This window comes from Streptomyces sp. NPDC018964 (genome assembly GCF_044390325.1).
GTDB lineage: Bacteria > Actinomycetota > Actinomycetes > Streptomycetales > Streptomycetaceae > Streptomyces.
In genome coordinates, this window is the sequence record NZ_JBIRYZ010000002.1 from 69,435 (window position 1) to 86,617 (window position 17,183).

General features: G+C 72.5%; 15 protein-coding genes and 1 other RNA gene. 12 read left to right on the forward strand and 4 right to left on the reverse strand.

The window, feature by feature from the left end; translation table 11 throughout:
* Positions 1-38: 38 nt before the first annotated feature.
* The 3 genes from ACH5AO_RS03030 to ssrA all read left to right on the forward strand — a co-directional run bounded on the left by ACH5AO_RS03030 (position 39) and on the right by ssrA (position 2,298).
* Complete coding sequence (locus ACH5AO_RS03030) at positions 39-1,199, forward strand: S41 family peptidase (RefSeq protein ID WP_398921181.1); 1,161 nt, start codon at positions 39-41, stop codon at positions 1,197-1,199.
* 60 nt (positions 1,200-1,259) lie between these two features.
* A complete protein-coding gene (gene smpB / locus ACH5AO_RS03035) occupies positions 1,260-1,739 on the forward strand; it encodes an SsrA-binding protein SmpB (protein ID WP_398921183.1) in 480 nt (159 codons plus the stop codon).
* 155 nt (positions 1,740-1,894) lie between these two features.
* Positions 1,895-2,298, forward strand: a transfer-messenger RNA (tmRNA) gene (gene ssrA, locus ACH5AO_RS03040).
* A gap of 83 nt (positions 2,299-2,381) precedes the next feature.
* On the opposite strand, the gene ACH5AO_RS03045 is transcribed toward ssrA, so the two are convergent.
* Entirely contained in the window at positions 2,382-3,389 is a 1,008-nt protein-coding gene (locus ACH5AO_RS03045; protein ID WP_398921185.1) for a LacI family DNA-binding transcriptional regulator, read from the reverse strand.
* A 90-nt stretch (positions 3,390-3,479) separates the two neighbouring features.
* The gene (locus tag ACH5AO_RS03050; RefSeq protein ID WP_398921187.1) at positions 3,480-4,823 is read right to left on the reverse strand and encodes an MFS transporter; all 1,344 of its coding nucleotides are present in this window, start codon (positions 4,821-4,823) and stop codon (positions 3,480-3,482) included.
* A gap of 83 nt (positions 4,824-4,906) precedes the next feature.
* Between ACH5AO_RS03050 and ACH5AO_RS03055 the strand changes: the two genes are divergently transcribed.
* The 4 genes from ACH5AO_RS03055 (at position 4,907) to ACH5AO_RS03070 (ending at position 11,089) form a co-directional block, all read left to right on the forward strand.
* Positions 4,907-5,875, forward strand: coding sequence for a LysR family transcriptional regulator (locus ACH5AO_RS03055; protein ID WP_398921189.1), 969 nt, complete (start codon positions 4,907-4,909; stop codon positions 5,873-5,875).
* A 179-nt stretch (positions 5,876-6,054) separates the two neighbouring features.
* Positions 6,055-7,569 carry a hypothetical protein gene (locus ACH5AO_RS03060; RefSeq protein WP_398921191.1) on the forward strand — a complete coding sequence of 505 codons (1,515 nt, stop codon included), beginning with the start codon at positions 6,055-6,057 and terminating at the stop codon, positions 7,567-7,569.
* On the forward strand, positions 7,569-9,770 hold the full coding sequence (locus ACH5AO_RS03065; RefSeq protein ID WP_398921194.1) for a polysaccharide deacetylase family protein: 2,202 nt from the start codon (positions 7,569-7,571) through the stop codon (positions 9,768-9,770). Before ACH5AO_RS03060 ends, ACH5AO_RS03065 begins: the two co-directional genes overlap by 1 nt.
* Positions 9,767-11,089: an acyltransferase gene (locus ACH5AO_RS03070; protein WP_398921196.1), complete on the forward strand. Its 1,323-nt coding sequence runs from the start codon at positions 9,767-9,769 to the stop codon at positions 11,087-11,089. Before ACH5AO_RS03065 ends, ACH5AO_RS03070 begins: the two co-directional genes overlap by 4 nt.
* 8 nt (positions 11,090-11,097) lie before the next feature.
* Here the strand turns inward: ACH5AO_RS03070 and ACH5AO_RS03075 are convergent, their stop codons facing one another.
* Both ACH5AO_RS03075 and ACH5AO_RS03080 read right to left on the reverse strand, forming a co-directional pair.
* Positions 11,098-11,271 (reverse strand): DUF397 domain-containing protein, encoded by a 174-nt coding sequence (locus tag ACH5AO_RS03075; RefSeq protein ID WP_398921198.1) that lies wholly within the window; start codon positions 11,269-11,271, stop codon positions 11,098-11,100.
* Between the two features lie 20 nt (positions 11,272-11,291).
* Positions 11,292-11,483, reverse strand: coding sequence for a Scr1 family TA system antitoxin-like transcriptional regulator (locus ACH5AO_RS03080; RefSeq protein ID WP_398921200.1), 192 nt, complete (start codon positions 11,481-11,483; stop codon positions 11,292-11,294).
* Positions 11,484-11,922: 439 nt separating this feature from the next.
* Between ACH5AO_RS03080 and ACH5AO_RS03085 the strand changes: the two genes are divergently transcribed.
* The 5 genes from ACH5AO_RS03085 to ACH5AO_RS03105 all read left to right on the forward strand — a co-directional run bounded on the left by ACH5AO_RS03085 (position 11,923) and on the right by ACH5AO_RS03105 (position 16,958).
* A complete protein-coding gene (locus ACH5AO_RS03085; protein ID WP_398921202.1) occupies positions 11,923-13,281 on the forward strand; it encodes a nitrate/nitrite transporter in 1,359 nt (452 codons plus the stop codon).
* Between the two features lie 146 nt (positions 13,282-13,427).
* A complete protein-coding gene (locus tag ACH5AO_RS03090) occupies positions 13,428-14,582 on the forward strand; it encodes a uroporphyrinogen-III synthase (RefSeq protein ID WP_398921204.1) in 1,155 nt (384 codons plus the stop codon).
* A gap of 115 nt (positions 14,583-14,697) precedes the next feature.
* On the forward strand, positions 14,698-15,291 hold the full coding sequence (locus tag ACH5AO_RS03095) for a CGNR zinc finger domain-containing protein (RefSeq protein ID WP_398921205.1): 594 nt from the start codon (positions 14,698-14,700) through the stop codon (positions 15,289-15,291).
* Between the two features lie 255 nt (positions 15,292-15,546).
* Positions 15,547-16,131, forward strand: coding sequence for a sigma-70 family RNA polymerase sigma factor (locus ACH5AO_RS03100; protein WP_004930798.1), 585 nt, complete (start codon positions 15,547-15,549; stop codon positions 16,129-16,131).
* A 65-nt stretch (positions 16,132-16,196) separates the two neighbouring features.
* Positions 16,197-16,958 (forward strand): anti-sigma factor family protein, encoded by a 762-nt coding sequence (locus tag ACH5AO_RS03105; protein WP_398921207.1) that lies wholly within the window; start codon positions 16,197-16,199, stop codon positions 16,956-16,958.
* Positions 16,959-17,183: the final 225 nt, after the last annotated feature.

Below are 17,183 nucleotides of genomic sequence, written 5' to 3' on the forward strand. Positions count from 1 at the left end.
CGCCGTGCGCCCCTTCGCGTTGTCCTAGACTCACCGGCATGTCAGGTCGTGCCCTGTTCTGTCAGCCCCGCCGCCTCCGCCGTGGGGCCGCCCTGACCTTGGTGTTCGCGAGCGTGCTCGTCGCCGGCGCGGCCACGGGCAACCTTCCCGGGGCCGACGGCGGGACCACGGCGGAGGGAGCCCCTCCGGCCGCTCCCGTCGGCCACCAGGCCGACGTCACCAGGGCGGCCGAGGAGGCCGCCGCCGAGGGCGCCTCCCCCCTGGAGGCCGCCCGGCGCGCCGTCAGCCGCAGCGGGGACCGCTGGGCCGCCGTCTACTCCCCGGACGAGTACGAGGAGTTCGAGGACGCCCTGGACGGCCGGTACACCGGCGTCGGCCTGTGGGCCCGCGAGCGGGCGGGCCGGATCGAGGTGACGAGGGTGGGCGACGACACGCCCGCCGCCGACGCCGGGATCCGCGCGGGCGACCGGCTGCGCAGCGTCGACGGCGAGAAGGTCGACGGCCGGCCCGTCACGGAGGTCGTCTCCTTACTGCGCGGCGAGGCCACCGGCGAGTCCGCCGGCACCACCGTCCGGCTCGGTCTGGAACGCGGCAGGCGCGCGTGGCACGAGACCGTGCGCCGCGCCCGGCTGTCCCGGGACACCGTCACCGTCCGCGAGCTCGCCTCCCGGGTGACCGTCATCACGGTCGGCGCCTTCACCAAGGGCTCCGGCGACGAGGTCCGCACCGCCGTACGGCAGGCCCCCGCCGGCGCCGGCATCGTCCTCGACCTGCGGGGCAACTCCGGGGGGCTGGTCGCCGAGGCGGTCACCGCCGCCTCCGCCTTCCTCGACGGCGGCCTGGTCGCCACGTACGACGTCGAGGGCGAGCAGCGCGCCCTGCACGCCGAGCCCGGCGGCGACACCACCAGACCCCTGGTCGCGCTCGTCGACGGCGGGACGATGAGCGCGGCCGAGCTCCTCACCGGGGCCCTGCAGGACCGCGGACGGGCGGTCGTCGTGGGCTCCCGCACCTTCGGCAAGGGCTCGGTCCAGATGCCGACCGAGCTGCCCGACGGCTCCGTCGCCGAGCTGACCGTCGGCCACTACCGCACCCCCTCCGGCCGGAGCGTCGACGGGCGCGGCCTCGCCCCCGACCTGGAGGCCGACGGGCAGGCGCTCCAGCGCGCCGAGACGGTCCTCAGCGGGCTCGGCCGTTAGCCCGCGGCCGGTAATCGGTTTCCCGCGGACCCCCTCCGTAGTGCGAAAATGGGCGGCACTATGGCTAAGGAAAAAGGGCGCAAGCTGATCGCGCAGAACAAGAAGGCGCGGCACGACTATCTCGTCATCGACACCTACGAGGCCGGCCTGGTCCTCACCGGCACCGAGGTGAAGTCCCTGCGCCAGGGCAGGGCGTCGCTGGTGGACGGCTTCGTCCAGCTGGACGGCAACGAGGCGTGGCTGCACAACGTGCACGTGCCGGAGTACAGCCAGGGCACCTGGACCAACCACAGCGCGCGGCGCAAGCGCAAGCTGCTGCTGCACCGCGAGGAGATCGACAAGCTGGAGTCCAAGTCCCAGGAGACGGGCCACACCATCGTGCCGCTCTCCCTGTACTTCAAGGACGGCCGGGCGAAGGTCGAGATCGCGCTGGCCAAGGGCAAGAAGGAGTACGACAAGCGGCAGACGCTCCGGGAGAAGCAGGACCGGCGCGAGACCGAACGGGCGATCTCGGCGGTCCGCAGGAAGCAGCGGGCCTGATCGGGAACACCCCGGACCCGGCCGGCGTTGAACCCCGTACGAAGGCGGGACGACCGCCGGGAATACGGTGGCATCGTCGGGCGTCGGTCACGTACGATGGCGCAAGCACCTCATAGCGGGTGCGTGCCCCCTCCGGGGGGTTGAAAAATCAACATGGGGATGATCGGTTTCGACAGCGGCTGTCGAAGCAGGGGAAGCGTGTCGAGGAAGCGGCCATGATCTCGTAAACCACAGGCCGAAAAAAATAATCGCCAATTCCAAGCGATCCATCTCCCAGGGCGAGCTCGCCCTCGCTGCCTGATCTTCAGGTAGCGAGCAGCGGCTCCCCTACTTAAGGGAGTGTCAGCCCGGGGGTGTTCCCGACCCGGATCCTGGCATCATCTAGGGGACTAAACCTTGAACCCGGTCACGGGGTGAAAAGGGAAACCACACAGTGACTGGGCCCGTCGGAGACTTGTCGGCGTGATCTCCGGGGCCGAGAAAAGCACAGCCGACTGCACACGGAGAAGCCCTGGTTCCGCACCGTTGGACGCGGGTTCGATTCCCGCCATCTCCACTCCACCCCATGTGGGCACAGGCCCCGTCGCTCTGAGCGGCGGGGCCTTTGTCATGCGCGGTGACGGGCGTCGGACGCCCCGGCCGTCACGCCTCGCGCGGTGCCGTGCTCGCCCGCTCCGTCAGCCGGGGCGGCAGCAGGGTGACCCCCGGTACGGACACCCCGGACAGCTTCCGCACCAGCAGGTGCACCGCGCGGGTGCCCAGTTCCGCCGACGGCACCGCGACCGAGGTGACCGGGGTGCGGGCCGACGCGGCGACGGGGGACGGGCAGACGGCGGTCAGGGACAGGTCGCCGGGGACGCTCAGCCCCATCTCCTCGAAGGCGTCGATCAGCGGGTCGAGGAGCGGTTCGTTGTGCACGACCACCCCCGTCAGCGACGGCAGTTCGCGCACCAGCCGCTCGGCGATCGCGCGGGCGGCGTCCCGGCCGGTCCCGCACGGACGTACGGCCGAGGTGAGCCGGTGCCGGTCGGCGGCCGCCGTGAAGCCCTCCACCAGCCGTCGCGCGAACGCGGTCCGCCGCACGTACACCTCCGGCGGCGAGCCGACCAGCGCCACCACCCGGTGCCCGAGCCGCGCCAGGTGCTCCACGCACAGCTCACCGGCCGCCCGGAAATCCAGATCGACACAGGTCAGCCCGTCCGGCTCGGCGGGCACGCCGATCAGCACGGACGGCAGGGCCCCCGAGCGCAGCAGCGGCAGCCGGGGGTCCTGGAGCTGTACGTCCATCACGATCGCCCCGTCCGCCAGCCGGGTGTCCGCGACGCGCCCGAGGTCCTCCTCGCCCTCGTCCTGGGTGAGCAGCAGCACGTCGTGGTCGTGGGCGCGGGCGGCGGTGACCACCGACACCGCGAACTGTGTGACCACCGGCACGTGGACGCCGGAGCGCACCGGGGCCGCCAGGGCCAGCACCTTCGACCTGCGGGCGGCCGGACCCCGCCCGCCGCCGCCCGCGCGGTAGCCCAGCTCGCGGACGGCCGCCTGCACCCGGAGCCGGGTCGCGTCGGAGATCGGGCGCTTTCCGCTGAGCGCGTACGAGACCGTGCTGGGGGAGACCCCGGCGCGCCGGGCCACATCCGTGATCTTCACCATCGGGCGTCCTCATCTGCACGGTCCGCGGGGATGCAGAAAGCGGTTTCGAAGCGCTTCGACGGGTGAAGGTATGTGCGGGGCCCGTGGCCGTCAATGGGTCGGGAGGGAATCGGTGGAGCGGTTCGACGGTCCGAACGGGACGAGGGCGCAGAGGGCCACGAGGAGCGCGGTCGCGGCCGCCGCCACCGGCACGCCGTACCCGGCCGTCGCCGAGAGGTGCTCCACCGTCCAGCCGCCCGCCGCGCTGCCGCAGGCGATCCCGCCGAGCAGGCCGGTCACCGCGAGCGTCATGCCCTCGTTCAGCCGGCCCCCGGGCGTGCACCGCTGCACCAGGGTCATGGTGGTGATCATCGTCGGCGCGGTCGCCATCCCGGCGACCAGCAGCGTCCCCGCCAGCAGCACCAGCGAGCCGGTGAGCCCGGCCGCGAGCGGCGGCAGGACCATCAGCGCGGTCATCGCGGCCAGGCACCACGGCAGCCGGGACCGCACGGACCCCGCCGGGCGCACCGCACCGTACAGCAGCCCCGCCGCACAGGAGCCGGCCGCCTGGAGCGCGAGCACCGCACCGGCCGCCGCGCGGTGCCCCCGCTCGTCCGCGAACGCGAGGGTGACGACCTCCAGCGAGCCGAACACCGCGCCCGTCGCGAGACAGACCGCCAGCAGCGGCCGCATGCCGGGCGCCCGCAGCGGCGCCCGCCCGGAGGAACGCCGCTCGACCGGCGGCTCGGTCGACCGCTGGGCGGTGAACAGCAGGATGCCCGTCAGCAGCAGCACGGCACCCACGAGCGTGCCCGCCTCCGGGAAGAACGTCCCGCACAGGAAGGCCGCGAGCACCGGACCGAGCATGAAGCACAGTTCGTCCGCGGCCTGTTCGAAGGAGTTCGCGGTGTGCAGGGCCTCGGCGTCCCCCTTCAGCAGGTGCGCCCAGCGCGCCCGCGACATCCCGCCGGTGTTGGGGGTGGTGGCGGTGGCGGCGTAGGAGGCGAACAGGGTCCAGGCCGGGGCGCCGTGCCGCACGCAGAGCAGCAGCGCGAGGGAGCCGAGCACGGCGAACACCGTGGCCGGCAGGGCGATACGGGCCTGCCCGTACCGGTCGACCAGGCGCGCGGTCCACGGCGCGACCACCGCCGTCGCCGCCAGGCCCGTCGCGGTGACGGCGCCGGCCAGGGCGTACGAGCCCCGCGTCCCGGCGATCATCACGACCGCGCTCACGCTGAACATGCCCATCGGCAGCCGCGCGATCAGGTTCCCCGCGGTGAACGCGCGGGCGCCGGGCAGCGCGAAGAGACGGCGGTACGGGCCCCCGGGGCGGCGGTACGGGCCCTTCGCGCGGGGCTCGCGCCGCCCGCGCGGGCCGAAGTCGACGGCGACCAGGGTGTCGGCGGTGACCGTGAGCAGGGGGGTGTCCCGGGAACGGGAGGTCGGCTGGGGCATGACACCACCGTCGCCCGTGGCCGTGCGGCCGGTCCAACACCTTTCCGGCACCGATTGACGCACCCGTGTTGTAAGTTCGCGGAATGTCGGCCCCCGCCCACCTCGACCCCCGCCTGCTGCGCGCTTTCGTGACCGTCGCCGAGGAGCTGCACTTCACCCGGGCCGCCACCCGCCTCCACGTCGCCCAGCAGGCGCTCAGCAGGGACGTACGGCGGCTGGAACGGGAACTGGGCAACGAGCTGTTCGTACGGACCACCCGCCAGGTGACGCTCACCGCCGACGGCGAACGCCTGCTGCCGTACGCCCGCGCGGTGCTCCAGGCGCAGGACGACCTGCTCGCCGCCGCCGGGCAGGCCCGGCCCCTGCTGGTGGACCTCAACTCGCCGGGCCTCGCCACCCCGCGCCGGGTACTCCACCGGGCCCGCGAACTCGCCCCCGCCCACGAACTGATGGCCCGCTACGAGAGCGGGCTGACCGGGGCCGCGGGGGAGTTGCTCGCGGGGCGGCTCGACGCGTCGTTCGGACGGTTCGCGGGCCTCGCCCCCGCGCTGCGGGCCGGGCTCGACCAGCAGCCCGTGCGCCACGAGCCGATGGCGGTCGTCCTGCCCGAGGACCACCCGCTGGCCGCACTGGCCGAGGTGCCGCTCGCCGCGCTGGCCGGCGAGACGGTCTACGCCGGGGCCGGCAACCCCCGTACGCCGGAGTGGACGGACCTCGCGCGGTCGCTGTTCGAAGGGCGGGGGATCGCGCTCGCGCCGCCCGCGCCGCTGGCCGTCGGGGAGGAGGAGTTCCAGCGGATCATGGCCAGGACCCGTCACCCGATCCTCGCCGTGGTCGATTTTCCGCCACTTCCCTCGACGGTGCTGCGCCCTCTCGTGGACCCGATTCCCCTGTCACCGGTGTCCCTTGTGTGGCGTAAAGGGCTTGTTCATCCCGCTCTGGGTGTTCTCCGGCGGGCGGCGGCCGTCGTCGCCGCCGAGGAGGGCTGGCTGCGGCGTCCGGAGGAGGGATGGCTGCCCGACCGGGACGTCGCCGTGATGGCCGCCCGGTGATGTCTCACTACTGACACGAATGACCGCACCGGGAACACAGGACTTCCACGTGCGCTACATTCGGTCCTCGAGCACGGTGTGATAAACGGGGCGCTCGGAGCGGGTGCGGGCCCGGTCCGCCGGCGGGTGCTCGAGTCGTACGCGCACCGTAAGTGCCCTGTGGGGGGAAGTGCGTGCGCGTGGAAAAATGGCGAGAAGAAACCCAACTGGAACGACCTGAGGGCATACCGGCGTTCGGGAACGCCGAGCACGAGGACCTGCGTGAGACGAGGGTCTTCCCCCTGAACGAGGGGCCCGCCGGCGCGGACGTGCGCGGGGCCGGCCCCGGCTCCCTCGACGACCACTGGGCCCGTCCCGGAGCCTTCCCCGGCGGCGACCGGACCCAGGTCCTGCCCGACGCCGCTCACCGCGCGAACCCCTCCGTCCGGCCCGAGCCGTGGACCGGCCCGGGGGCCGGTGACCCCCGTGGCCCCGCGGCACCGTCCGAGGGTCGGCCGGACGCTCCCTGGAACGCCGGGGGCACCATGGCACCGCACCGGTCGACGCCGTCCGAGAGCCCGGTGGACGCTCCTTGGGGCGCCGGGGGCACCACGGCACCGCACCGGTCGACGCCGTCCGAGAGCCCGGTGGACGCCCCCTGGGACACCGAGCGCACCGCCGCCCTGCGCATACCCCGCCGGCCGGGCGGGGCCTCCGGTGCCACGACGGCGGGCCCTTCGTCCCGGCAGGCCGGAGCACGCCCTTCGGGCGACTTCGGAGCGGCCGGTTCCCCGTCGGCCTTCCGACACCCGCCGTCGGACCCCGGAACAGCCGTCTTCCCTCCGGTGTCCGGACACCCGCTGTCCGACCCCGGGACAGCCGGTGCGCCGACCGCGTTCCTGCATCCCGTCTCGGACTCGGGTGCGCCGACGGAGTTCCTGCACCCCGCTTCGGACTCGGGTGCGCCGACCGAGTTCCCGGACCCCGCCCCGGACCCCGGCGACTCCGCCGCGGCCACCCACGACCCGCACGAGGTGACGGTCCAGCTCGACTCCGTGCAGATCGGGGAAGGCCTCGAACTGCGCCGGGCGGCGAGCCGGGCGGGCGGCGGGCAGGAGGCCGCCGGCGGACCCGTGTTCGTCGACGAGTCCGGCCGCCGCATCCGCCTCTACCGCCGTATCGGCCTGGCCGTCGGACTCGCCTGCGTCGGCTACGCCGTCGTCATGGTCGCCACACTGCTGTCCGGCAGCTCCGACGCCCCCTGGATGCCCGTCCCCGGCCAGGAGAGCGAACCCACCGGTCAGGTCGAGACGACACCACGACCCGAGGAGACGGGTGCCACGCCCGGCTCCGGCACCCCCTCGGACGGCACCACCGCCCCCGCGACGGGCGGCGGGGCCGGCACCGCGGACCAGCCGGACGCCACCGACCCGGCACCCCCGTCGACCCGGCAGAACACCACCGGCTCGGCCACCGGCAGTGGCGGCGACACCACCACGCCCTCGGACGACACCGCGGGTACGACGCCCGCCGACCCGCCGGGGTCGAAGATCCCCGATCCCGCGTCGACCGCCCCCACCGGCGACGGAGAGGCCGGGGGCACCGACAACGCCGCCGGTGTCCCCGCCGGCCTGCCGGTCGTCGCCCACGGCTCCGCCGCACGGACGGAGCCGTCCACCGCTCCCACCGCACCGTCCCCGGAGAACGTCGTCTGATGGCATCCCGTTCCCCCCGTCACCGGGCCGCCCGCCAGGCCCGTGACGGCGCCTCGCGCCGCCGCGTGCCCTTGCGCCTGCTGCTCCCGGTGCTCGTCCTCGTCGCCCTGGCGGCCATGCTCATGCTGCGCGGATACGTGCACAGCGAGATCCTCGCCGACCACCGCGTCCAGAAACCCGCCCCCACCACCCAGGTGCCGGAGGAGATACTGGAGGGCGGCCCGGTCATCGACGCCCGCGCGGGCAAGCTCCAGAGCCTGAGCGTGCCCGACCGCCGCCTCGTCCTCACCTTCGACGACGGCCCGGACCCGACCTGGACCCCGAAGGTGCTCGATGTGCTGAAGAAGCACGACGCGCACGCGGTCTTCTTCGTCACCGGCACCATGGCCTCCCGCTACCCGGACCTCGTCCAGCGCATGGTCGACGAGGGCCACGAGGTCGGCCTGCACACCTTCAACCACCCCGACCTCGCCCTCCAGTCCACGAAGCGCATCGACTGGGAGCTGTCGCAGAACCAACTGGCGATCACCGGCGCGGCCGGCATCCGCACCTCCCTCTTCCGCCCGCCGTACTCCTCCTACGCCGAGGCCATGGACAACGAGTCCTGGCCGGTCACCGAGTACATTGGCAGCCGCGGTTACCTCACCGTCGTCAACAACACCGACAGCGAGGACTGGAAGCGGCCCGGCGTCGACGAGATCATCCGCCGCGCCACGCCGCACGGCGGCAAGGGCGCCATCGTCCTGATGCACGACTCCGGCGGCGACCGCAGCCAGACCGTCGAGGCACTCGACAGGTTCCTGCCCGACCTGAAGGACAAGGGCTACGAGTTCGACAACCTCACCGAGGCCCTGGACGCGCCCAGCGCGCACAGCCCGGTCACCGGCGCCGAACTCTGGAAGGGCAAGGCGTGGATCTTCCTGGTCCAGGCCTCCGAGCACGTCACCGACGTCCTGGTGGTCGGCCTCGCGATCATCGGCACCCTGGTCATCGCCCGCTTCGTCCTGATGCTCCTCCTCTCCGGTGCCCACGCCCGCCGCGTCCGCCGGAAGAACTTCCGCTGGGGCCCGCCGGTCCACGAACCGGTGACGGTCCTGGTCCCGGCGTACAACGAGGCCAAGTGCATCGAGAACACCGTCAACTCCCTGATGGCGAGCGAGCACCCGATCGAGGTCCTCGTCATCGACGACGGCTCCACCGACGGCACCGCCCGCATCGTCGAGGCGATGGGCCTGCCCAACGTACGGGTGATCCGCCAGCTCAACGCGGGCAAACCGGCCGCCCTCAACCGGGGCCTGGCCAACGCCCGTTACGACATCGTCGTGATGATGGACGGCGACACCGTCTTCGAACCGTCCACCGTCCGCGAACTCGTCCAGCCCTTCGGTGACCCCAGGGTCGGCGCGGTGGCCGGCAACGCCAAGGTCGGCAACAAGGACAGCCTCATCGGCGCCTGGCAGCACATCGAGTACGTGATGGGCTTCAACCTGGACCGCCGGATGTACGACATCCTCCGCTGCATGCCGACCATCCCCGGCGCGGTCGGCGCCTTCCGCCGTTCCGCCCTGGAGCCCATCGGCGGCATGAGCGACGACACCCTCGCCGAGGACACCGACGTCACCATGGCGCTGCACCGCGCCGGCTGGCGCGTGGTGTACGCCGAGAACGCCCGCGCCTGGACGGAGGCCCCGGAGTCCGTCCAGCAGCTGTGGTCCCAGCGCTACCGCTGGTCGTACGGCACCATGCAGGCCATCTGGAAGCACCGCCGCGCGGTGATCGACAAGGGCCCCTCCGGCCGCTTCGGCCGCGTCGGCCTGCCCTTCGTCTCCCTGTTCATGATCGTGGCCCCGCTGCTGGCCCCGCTGATCGACGTCTTCCTGCTCTACGGCGTCGTCTTCGGCCCCACCGAGAAGACGATCGCGGCGTGGCTGGGCGTCCTGGCCATCCAGGCGGTCTGCGCGGCCTTCGCCTTCCGCCTCGACCGTGAACGCATGACCCACCTGATCTCGCTGCCGCTGCAGCAGATCCTCTACCGCCAGCTCATGTACGTCGTGCTGCTCCAGTCCTGGATCACCGCACTCACCGGCGGCCGCCTGCGCTGGCAGAAGCTGCGGCGCACCGGCGTCGTCGAGGCGCCCGTCGGCGGAGCGGTGCCGAGCCAGCGCGCCCCGCACAGCGATGATCGGAGGCCCGTGGCATGACTCACGGATACACGACCGGCACGGGTACGAACCCGGAACCGGCGGGCCCGTACGGAACGCCGTACGCGGGGAACACCGGCGCGGCCCCGGGGACGCCGTACACGCTCCCGCGGCAGCGCGCGGCCGAGCCGGCGCCCGAGACGGCCTCCGCCCCGGAGCCCGAGAAGCCGGGCCGCGACCGCTACCTGGACCTGCTGCGTTCCATCGCCCTGGTCCGCGTCGTGGTGTACCACCTCTTCGGCTGGGCCTGGCTGTCGGTGCTGTTCCCGTCGATGGGCGTGATGTTCGCGCTGGCCGGCTCGCTGATGGCGCGTTCGCTGAAGCGTCCGGCGTGGAGCGTGATCCGCGGGCGGGTCCGCCGACTGCTGCCGCCGATGTGGGCGTTCGGGGCGGTCGTGCTGGTACTGCTGTTCCTGGTCGACTGGAGCCCTTCGAAGGACCCCGACCAGGACGGGGTGTGGGGTCTGGTCAACCTGGTCAACTACGTCGTCCCGGTCGGCGCCCCGCCCTACCCGGTGGAGGCCGGAGTCGTGGGCCCGCTGGAGAGCACGTGGGCGGACGAGACGGTGGGGCCGCTGTGGTACCTGCGCGCGTACCTGTGGTTCGTCATCGCGTCGCCGCTGCTGTTGTGGCTCTTCCGCAAGGCACCCTGGCCGACGCTGCTCGCGCCGCTCGGTCTGACGGCGATCGTCGGCACCGGTCTGGTGACCATCCCCGGCGAACTGGGCAACGCGGTCATCGATTTCGCGGTCTACGGCGGCTGCTGGGTCCTCGGTTTCGCCCATCACGACGGCATGCTGAAGCGGATCCCGAGGTACGTCTCCGTCTCCTGCGCGTCCCTGGTCATGGCCTTCGGCCTGTGGTGGGCCTCGGGCCACCTCGGTCCCTCGGGCTGGGACCTCAACGACATTCCGCTGGCCGACGCCACCTGGTCGTTCGGTTTCGTGGTGATCCTGCTCCAGTACTCGCCGTCCTGGCGCGAACTCCCCGGACGCCTGGCGAACTGGGACAAGCTGGTGACCCTGTCCAACAACCGGGCCGTCACCATCTACCTGTGGCACAACATGATGATCATGCTGACGTTCCCGATCATCGACCTGCTGTACCGGCTCCCGTTCATGCAGGGCGAGCGGGCCACGGCCGCCCTCGACAGCTCGTACACGTTCTGGACGTTCGCCCTGGTCTGGCCGCTCATCGGCCTGATGATCCTCACGGTCGGCTGGATCGAGGACCTCGGCGCGAAGCGGAAGCCGCGCCTGTGGCCGAACGGCAGCAGGCGCAAGCGCCCCCAGCCGAGCACCGGGGCGCACCGGGGCTGACGTCACGGTCACTTGATGATGTGGGTGAGGAAGGCGACCCATGTGGCGGGGGAGAGGCCGAGCCGGGGGCCGGACGTGTCCTTCGAGTCGCGTACGAGGACGACGGCGGGGGTGGTGGCTATCTCCACGCAGTTCGAACTGTCGCCGCTGTGGGACGACTTGCGCCAGCGGATGGTGGGCACGGTGTTCCTTCTCAGGCTTCTCAGGCTTCTCGGACGAGGTGGTGGATGAAGTCGCGGGACTCGGCGGGCCCGAGTGCGCAGGATGTCATGTGGTCCAGTACGGCTCGGTACTTGACCAACTGTGCCTCCGCGTCCAGGAAACCGCGGCCCCCGTGATGGGTGTCCAGGTGGAGTTGCTGACGTCGGAGCTGGTCACCAACGCCTGCCTGCACACCAAGGGCCCGCCTCCCTGCGGCTCACGGGGCTGAGCGACGGCCGGCTGCGGGTCGGGGTGTGGGACAGCGACCCGCACGTCCCCGCCCCGTTCGGCGGGTCCGGTGAGGACTTCGTACCGCTCGCCCCGCGCGACGCCGGGTCCGGGCGTGGACTGCGTCTCGTGCAGGAGTACGCCGACTCCTGGGGAGGGTGGGCCCTCGGTGACGGCGTGCTGGGGCGGGGGGTCGGGAAGCTGCTCCGGTTCGAGGTGGGCGGGCCTGCCGCACCACCCCCGCGGCGCTGAAGCCGCCGTACCTCTCACCTGGTCCCCGTCCCGGGTGAGCGCAACGTTCCCTGCCGGTCACCGCCTGCCACAGCGACGAAACGCCCTCTCCCTACCGTCGGGACCACCCCCTCGCGGCACCGCCCGCGCCCCCGGAGAGCAGTGGAGGCCTCATGACAGCCCGCAGCGGCCGCTGGATTCAGGAGTGGGACCCGGAGGACGAGACCTTCTGGAACCGCGGCGGAGAGAGGATCGCCCGCCGTAATCTCCTCTTCTCCGTGCTGTCCGAGCACATCGGGTTCTCGGTCTGGACGATGTGGTCCGTGCTGGTGCTCTTCATGGGCCCGGAGTACGGGCTGACGCCCGCCGACAAGTTCCTGCTGACGTCGATGGTCACGCTGGTCGGCGCCGTGGTCCGGGTGCCGTACACCTTCGCCGTCGCCGTCTTCGGCGGACGGAACTGGACGGTGATCAGCGCGGGGCTGCTGCTCGTGCCCTCCGTCGCCGCGTTCGCCGTGATGGAGCCGGGAACGTCCTTCTCCACGTTCCTGCTGGTCGGCCTGCTGGCCGGGATCGGCGGCGGCAACTTCGCCTCCTCCATGACCAACATCAACGCCTTCTTCCCGCTCAGGAAGAAGGGCTGGGCGCTCGGACTGAACGCCGGCGGCGGCAACATCGGCGTCCCGGTGATCCAGCTCGCCGCCCTCGCGATCATCGGCGCGAGCGGCGGGCCGCGCGTGCTGCTCGGCATCTACATCCCGCTGATCGTCGTCGCCGCCGTGCTCGCCGCGCGGTACATGGACAACCTCGCCTCGGTGAAGAACGACACCGGCGCCGCCAAGGACGCCGCCGGGGAAGCGCACACCTGGATCATGTCCTTCCTCTACATCGGCACCTTCGGCTCGTTCATCGGCTACAGCTTCGCCTTCGGGCAGGTGCTGCAGAGCCAGTTCGACCGCACCCCGCTCGAGGCCGCGTACGTCACCTTCATCGGCCCGCTGCTCGGCTCCCTGATCCGCCCGGTGGGCGGCTCGCTCGCCGACCGGTACGGCGGCGCGCGGATCACGCTGTGGAACTTCGTCGCCATGGGCACGGCGACGGTGGTGCTGATCGTCGCCTCCATGCGGGAGTCGCTGGCGCTGTTCACCGTCGCCTTCGTGGTGCTGTTCGTGCTGACCGGCCTCGGCAACGGGTCGACGTACAAGATGATCCCCGGCATCTTCCAGGCGAAGGCCCTGGCCAGGGGGCTCGTGGGTGAGGAGGCGGCCGCGTACGGGCGGCGGCTGTCCGGGGCGTCCATGGGGCTGATCGGCGCGGTGGGCGCGCTCGGCGGGGTCGGCATCAACCTGGCCTTCCGCCAGTCCTTCCTCTCCTACGGCTCCGGCACCGGCGCGTTCGTCGCCTTCCTCGCCTGCTACGTGGTCTGCTTCGTGGCCACCTGGGCCGTATACCTGCGCCGCCCGGCGGCCCGGCCGACGGACACGGACGCCGCTCCGCAGGAGAAGCCGCAGCTCAGCTACGCCGACGTGTGACGCGAAGTGACGTAACACTGGTGACATGAAGCCGAACCGAGCCTGTCATGGATCGTTGACAGGCTCGATCGGCGTGCAGGCGGAGCCGCGCCTCCACGCAGTACGCACCTTCGTGCGGTACACCGACTCGAGCCGGGACGAGAGCCATGTACGACGAACAAGAGCAGCCACCGGAACACGGACCCCTCGCGGGGTTCACCGTGGGGGTGACCGCGGCGCGACGGGCCGACGAGCTGGGCGCACTCCTTGAGCGGCGCGGAGCCGCCGTACTGCACGCCCCCGCCCTGCGGATCGTGCCGCTCGCCGACGACAGCGAACTGCTGGCCGCCACCAAGGACATCATCGGGCAGGCCCCGGACATCGCGGTCGCCACCACCGCCATCGGGTTCCGGGGCTGGGTGGAGGCCGCCGACGGCTGGGGGCTGGGCGAGGACCTGCTGGCGCGGCTGCGCGGGGTGCGGATCCTGGCGCGCGGGCCCAAGGTGAAGGGCGCGATCCGGGCCGCCGGGCTGACCGAGGAGTGGTCGCCGGCGTCGGAGTCCCTGGCGGAGGTGCTCGACCGGCTCCTGGAGGAGGGCGTCGACGGACTGCGGATCGCCGTACAGCTCCACGGTGAGCCGCTGCCCGGGTTCGTGGAGTCGCTGCGGGCCGGGGGAGCGGAGGTGGTGGGGGTACCGGTCTACCGGTGGCTGCCGCCGGAGGACCTCGGTCCCGTCGACCGCCTCATCGACGGGTGCGTCGCCCGCACCCTGGACGCGGTCACCTTCACCAGCGCGCCCGCCGCCGTGTCCCTGCTGTCCCGCGCGGAGGAACGCGGACTGCTCGACGACCTGCTCGCCGCGCTCGGCCACGATGTGCTGTCCGCCTGCGTCGGCCCGGTCACCGCGCTGCCGTTGCAGGCCCGCGGCATCGACACGGTGCAGCCCGAACGCTTCCGGCTCGGCCCGCTGGTCCAGCTCCTCTGCCGGGAACTGCCCGCGCGGGCACGCGCGTTGCCCGTCGCCGGGCACCGGGTGGAGATCCGGGGGCACGCGGTCCTGGTGGACGGCGCGCTCCGGCCCGTACCGCCGGCCGGGATGTCGCTGCTGCGGGCGCTGTCCCGGCGGCCCGGCTGGGTCGTCTCCCGCGCGGAACTGCTGCGCGCCCTTCCGGGCGCGGGCCGCGACGAACACGCGGTGGAGACCGCCATGGCCCGCCTGCGCTCCGCGCTGGGCACCCCGAAGCTGATCCAGACGGTCGTCAAACGCGGCTACCGCCTCGCCCTGGACCCGGTGGCGGAGACGAAGTACGGGGAGGGCTGAGCGCGGCGCGAGGGGTTCCGGCGGCCGGGGCGGGCAGGCACTGTGGGAGGGGAACGGCTTCCCGGATCGCTCACCGGCCCCCTCGCGCGGGGCCACCCTAGGCGGTGGCAGGAACATGGCACTGGGTACGGTCACGGCGCCCCACGAGCTGCGGTTCGACACCGGGCGGGTCTGCCTGGACCTGCTCGCGACCACCCATCCCGTGGAACGGCTCGGCTCCGTGGAGGTGTTGCGCGCCTGGATCACCGGGTCCGGGCTCGTGCCCGCGGGCACCGCGCTCGCCCACGCCGACGCGTCCTGGCCGGCGGCCTTCCGCGAACTGCGCGGGTGGCTCGCCCCGTTGGTGCGCGGACGGCCGGTGCCCGGTGTCCGCTCGTACGACCTCGCGCTCGCCCGGATCAACGAACTGGCCCGTGCCGCGCCGCCGGTGCCCCGCGCGGTGCCCGGTGAGGACGGCGCGCTGGTGCGCCGCCTCGACGGCCCGCCCGGCCGCGCGGCACTGCTCGCGGCCGTCGCGCGGGACGCGGTGGACCTGCTCACCGACCCCGTCGCACGCGGCGGCCTGCGGCAGTGCGAGGGCGACAACTGCCCGATCGTGTACGTCGACACCTCCCGGGGGCGCAGGCGGCGCTGGTGCTCCAGCGAGATCTGCGGCAACCGGGAGCGCGTCGCCCGCCACCGCCGGCGCGCGGCACTCGCGCGGGCCTGAGCGACGTCCACGCGGTCCGCGGAGGAATGCTGAAGTGACGTCTACCACAACGCAGTTCACCACTCCCGCACTGTGATCGGCATCACACCCTTGCCGTTGTGTCGGAAATGTAAAGAAGAGGCGGGGGGAATGTGGGTTCATGTCCCGGTCGTCACCTGACCTCGCGGAAAACCGTCATCTCGCTTTGAACACGCGCCCCCTGACGTCCGTACCGGTTGTCGAGCGACCGACGGGGGGATCCCCCGGACACCGGAGGTGGGCGTGCGCAAGGATGCGGCCGTGGCCAATGAACGTGGAGCGAGGGCCCGACATCGCATGTCCTCACAGCCCTCGGAACCCGATGAGGAGCTGATGCGTGCGCTGTACCGCGAGCACGCCGGTCCTCTGCTGGCCTACGTCCTGCGGCTGGTCGCCGGAGACCGGCAGCGCGCCGAGGACGTCGTTCAGGAAACGCTCATCCGTGCCTGGAAGAACGCCGGTCAGCTCAATCGGGCGACCGGTTCGGTACGCCCCTGGCTGGTGACGGTCGCCCGGCGCATCGTCATCGACGGCCACCGCAGCCGGCAGGCCCGGCCGCAGGAGGTCGATCCGTCGCCGCTGGAGGTCATCCCCGCGGAGGACGAGATCGACAAGGCGCTGTGGCTGATGACGCTGTCGGACGCGCTCGACGACCTGACCCCGGCTCACCGGGAGGTACTCGTCGAGACGTACTTCAAGGGGCGTACCGTCAATGAGGCGGCCCAGACACTCGGCATACCCAGCGGAACGGTCCGCTCCCGGGTGTTCTACGCCCTGCGGTCGATGAAGCTGGCTCTGGAGGAGCGGGGGGTGACGGCGTGACGAGGGTTTACGGGGGATACGGAGAGGGCGGTACGGGTATGTCTGGTCCCATGCAGGGATCACCGGTGCCGAACGAGCACGAGACCGTCGGCGCCTACGCCCTCGGCATCCTCGACGACGCCGAGGCGACCGCTTTCGAGGCGCACCTCGCGACCTGCGAGTGGTGCGCCCAGCAGCTCGACGAGCTCGCCGGCATGGAACCGATGCTGGCCGCGCTCGCGGACCTGCCCGGCACCGGGACGCCCGCGCTGGGCGAGTCGCTGTCCGCCAAACCCTCCCCGCGCGTGGTGGAGAAGCTGGTCGACGAGGTGGCCGAGCGCCGTGCGAGGAAGCGCCGCCGCAACTTCTACATGGTCGCCGCCGCCGGCGCGCTGATCGTCAGCGGGCCGTTCGTGGCCGTGGCCGCCAGCGGCGGGGACGACGGGGGCGGGAACGGGGGCGGCACCGGGCGGACGCTCGCGGCCAACCCCGCCAAGGAGGCCTTCGACAAGAGCTCCGACAAGATCATGGCGACCGATCCCACCACCCAGGTGACCGCGACCGTGGCCCTGGAGAAGAAGCTCTGGGGCACCGAGATCGTCACGGAGCTGAAGAACGTCAAGGGCGAGCAGAAGTGCTCGCTGGTCGCCGTCGGCAAGAACGGCGAGCGCGAGACGGTCAACTCCTGGTCCGTGCCCGGCGAGGGCTACGGAATCCCGGACGCCAAGACGGACAAGGCCAGGCAGCCGCTGTACGTCCAGGGCGGCGCCGCCTTCGCGCCGAACGAGATCGACCACTTCCAGGTCATGACCTTCGACGGCAAGCTGCTCGTCGAGGTCGACGCGTAGGACCTGCCCGGCCGATCGGGCCGGCACCGGTGAGCGGGGGCGACGGGATCGCCCCCGCGCGAGCGCGTTTCCGTGCCACCAGCCGCCGGCCGCCGCGCTGGTACCGCCCCCGCGCGGCCGGGCGTGGGGGCGTCGGCGACCGGTGACGACGCGGCCGGGCCCCTTCCGGGGGCGCGCGTGTTCCGGGGAGTGCGTGCCGGGCCCCGCGTCTCCGGCGGGGTCCAC

Excerpts from the sequence above, each read along its gene's own strand:
- ACH5AO_RS03030 (WP_398921181.1), top strand. The coding sequence starts at position 39 with ATGTCAGGTCGTGCCCTGTTCTGTCAGCCCCGCCGCCTCCGCCGTGGG.
- smpB (WP_398921183.1), top strand. The coding sequence starts at position 1,260 with ATGGCTAAGGAAAAAGGGCGCAAGCTGATCGCGCAGAACAAGAAGGCG.
- ACH5AO_RS03045 (WP_398921185.1), bottom strand. The coding sequence starts at position 3,389 with ATGGTGAAGATCACGGATGTGGCCCGGCGCGCCGGGGTCTCCCCCAGC.
- ACH5AO_RS03050 (WP_398921187.1), bottom strand. The coding sequence starts at position 4,823 with ATGCCCCAGCCGACCTCCCGTTCCCGGGACACCCCCCTGCTCACGGTC.
- ACH5AO_RS03055 (WP_398921189.1), top strand. The coding sequence starts at position 4,907 with ATGTCGGCCCCCGCCCACCTCGACCCCCGCCTGCTGCGCGCTTTCGTG.
- ACH5AO_RS03065 (WP_398921194.1), top strand. The coding sequence starts at position 7,569 with ATGGCATCCCGTTCCCCCCGTCACCGGGCCGCCCGCCAGGCCCGTGAC.
- ACH5AO_RS03070 (WP_398921196.1), top strand. The coding sequence starts at position 9,767 with ATGACTCACGGATACACGACCGGCACGGGTACGAACCCGGAACCGGCG.
- ACH5AO_RS03085 (WP_398921202.1), top strand. The coding sequence starts at position 11,923 with ATGACAGCCCGCAGCGGCCGCTGGATTCAGGAGTGGGACCCGGAGGAC.
- ACH5AO_RS03090 (WP_398921204.1), top strand. The coding sequence starts at position 13,428 with ATGTACGACGAACAAGAGCAGCCACCGGAACACGGACCCCTCGCGGGG.
- ACH5AO_RS03095 (WP_398921205.1), top strand. The coding sequence starts at position 14,698 with ATGGCACTGGGTACGGTCACGGCGCCCCACGAGCTGCGGTTCGACACC.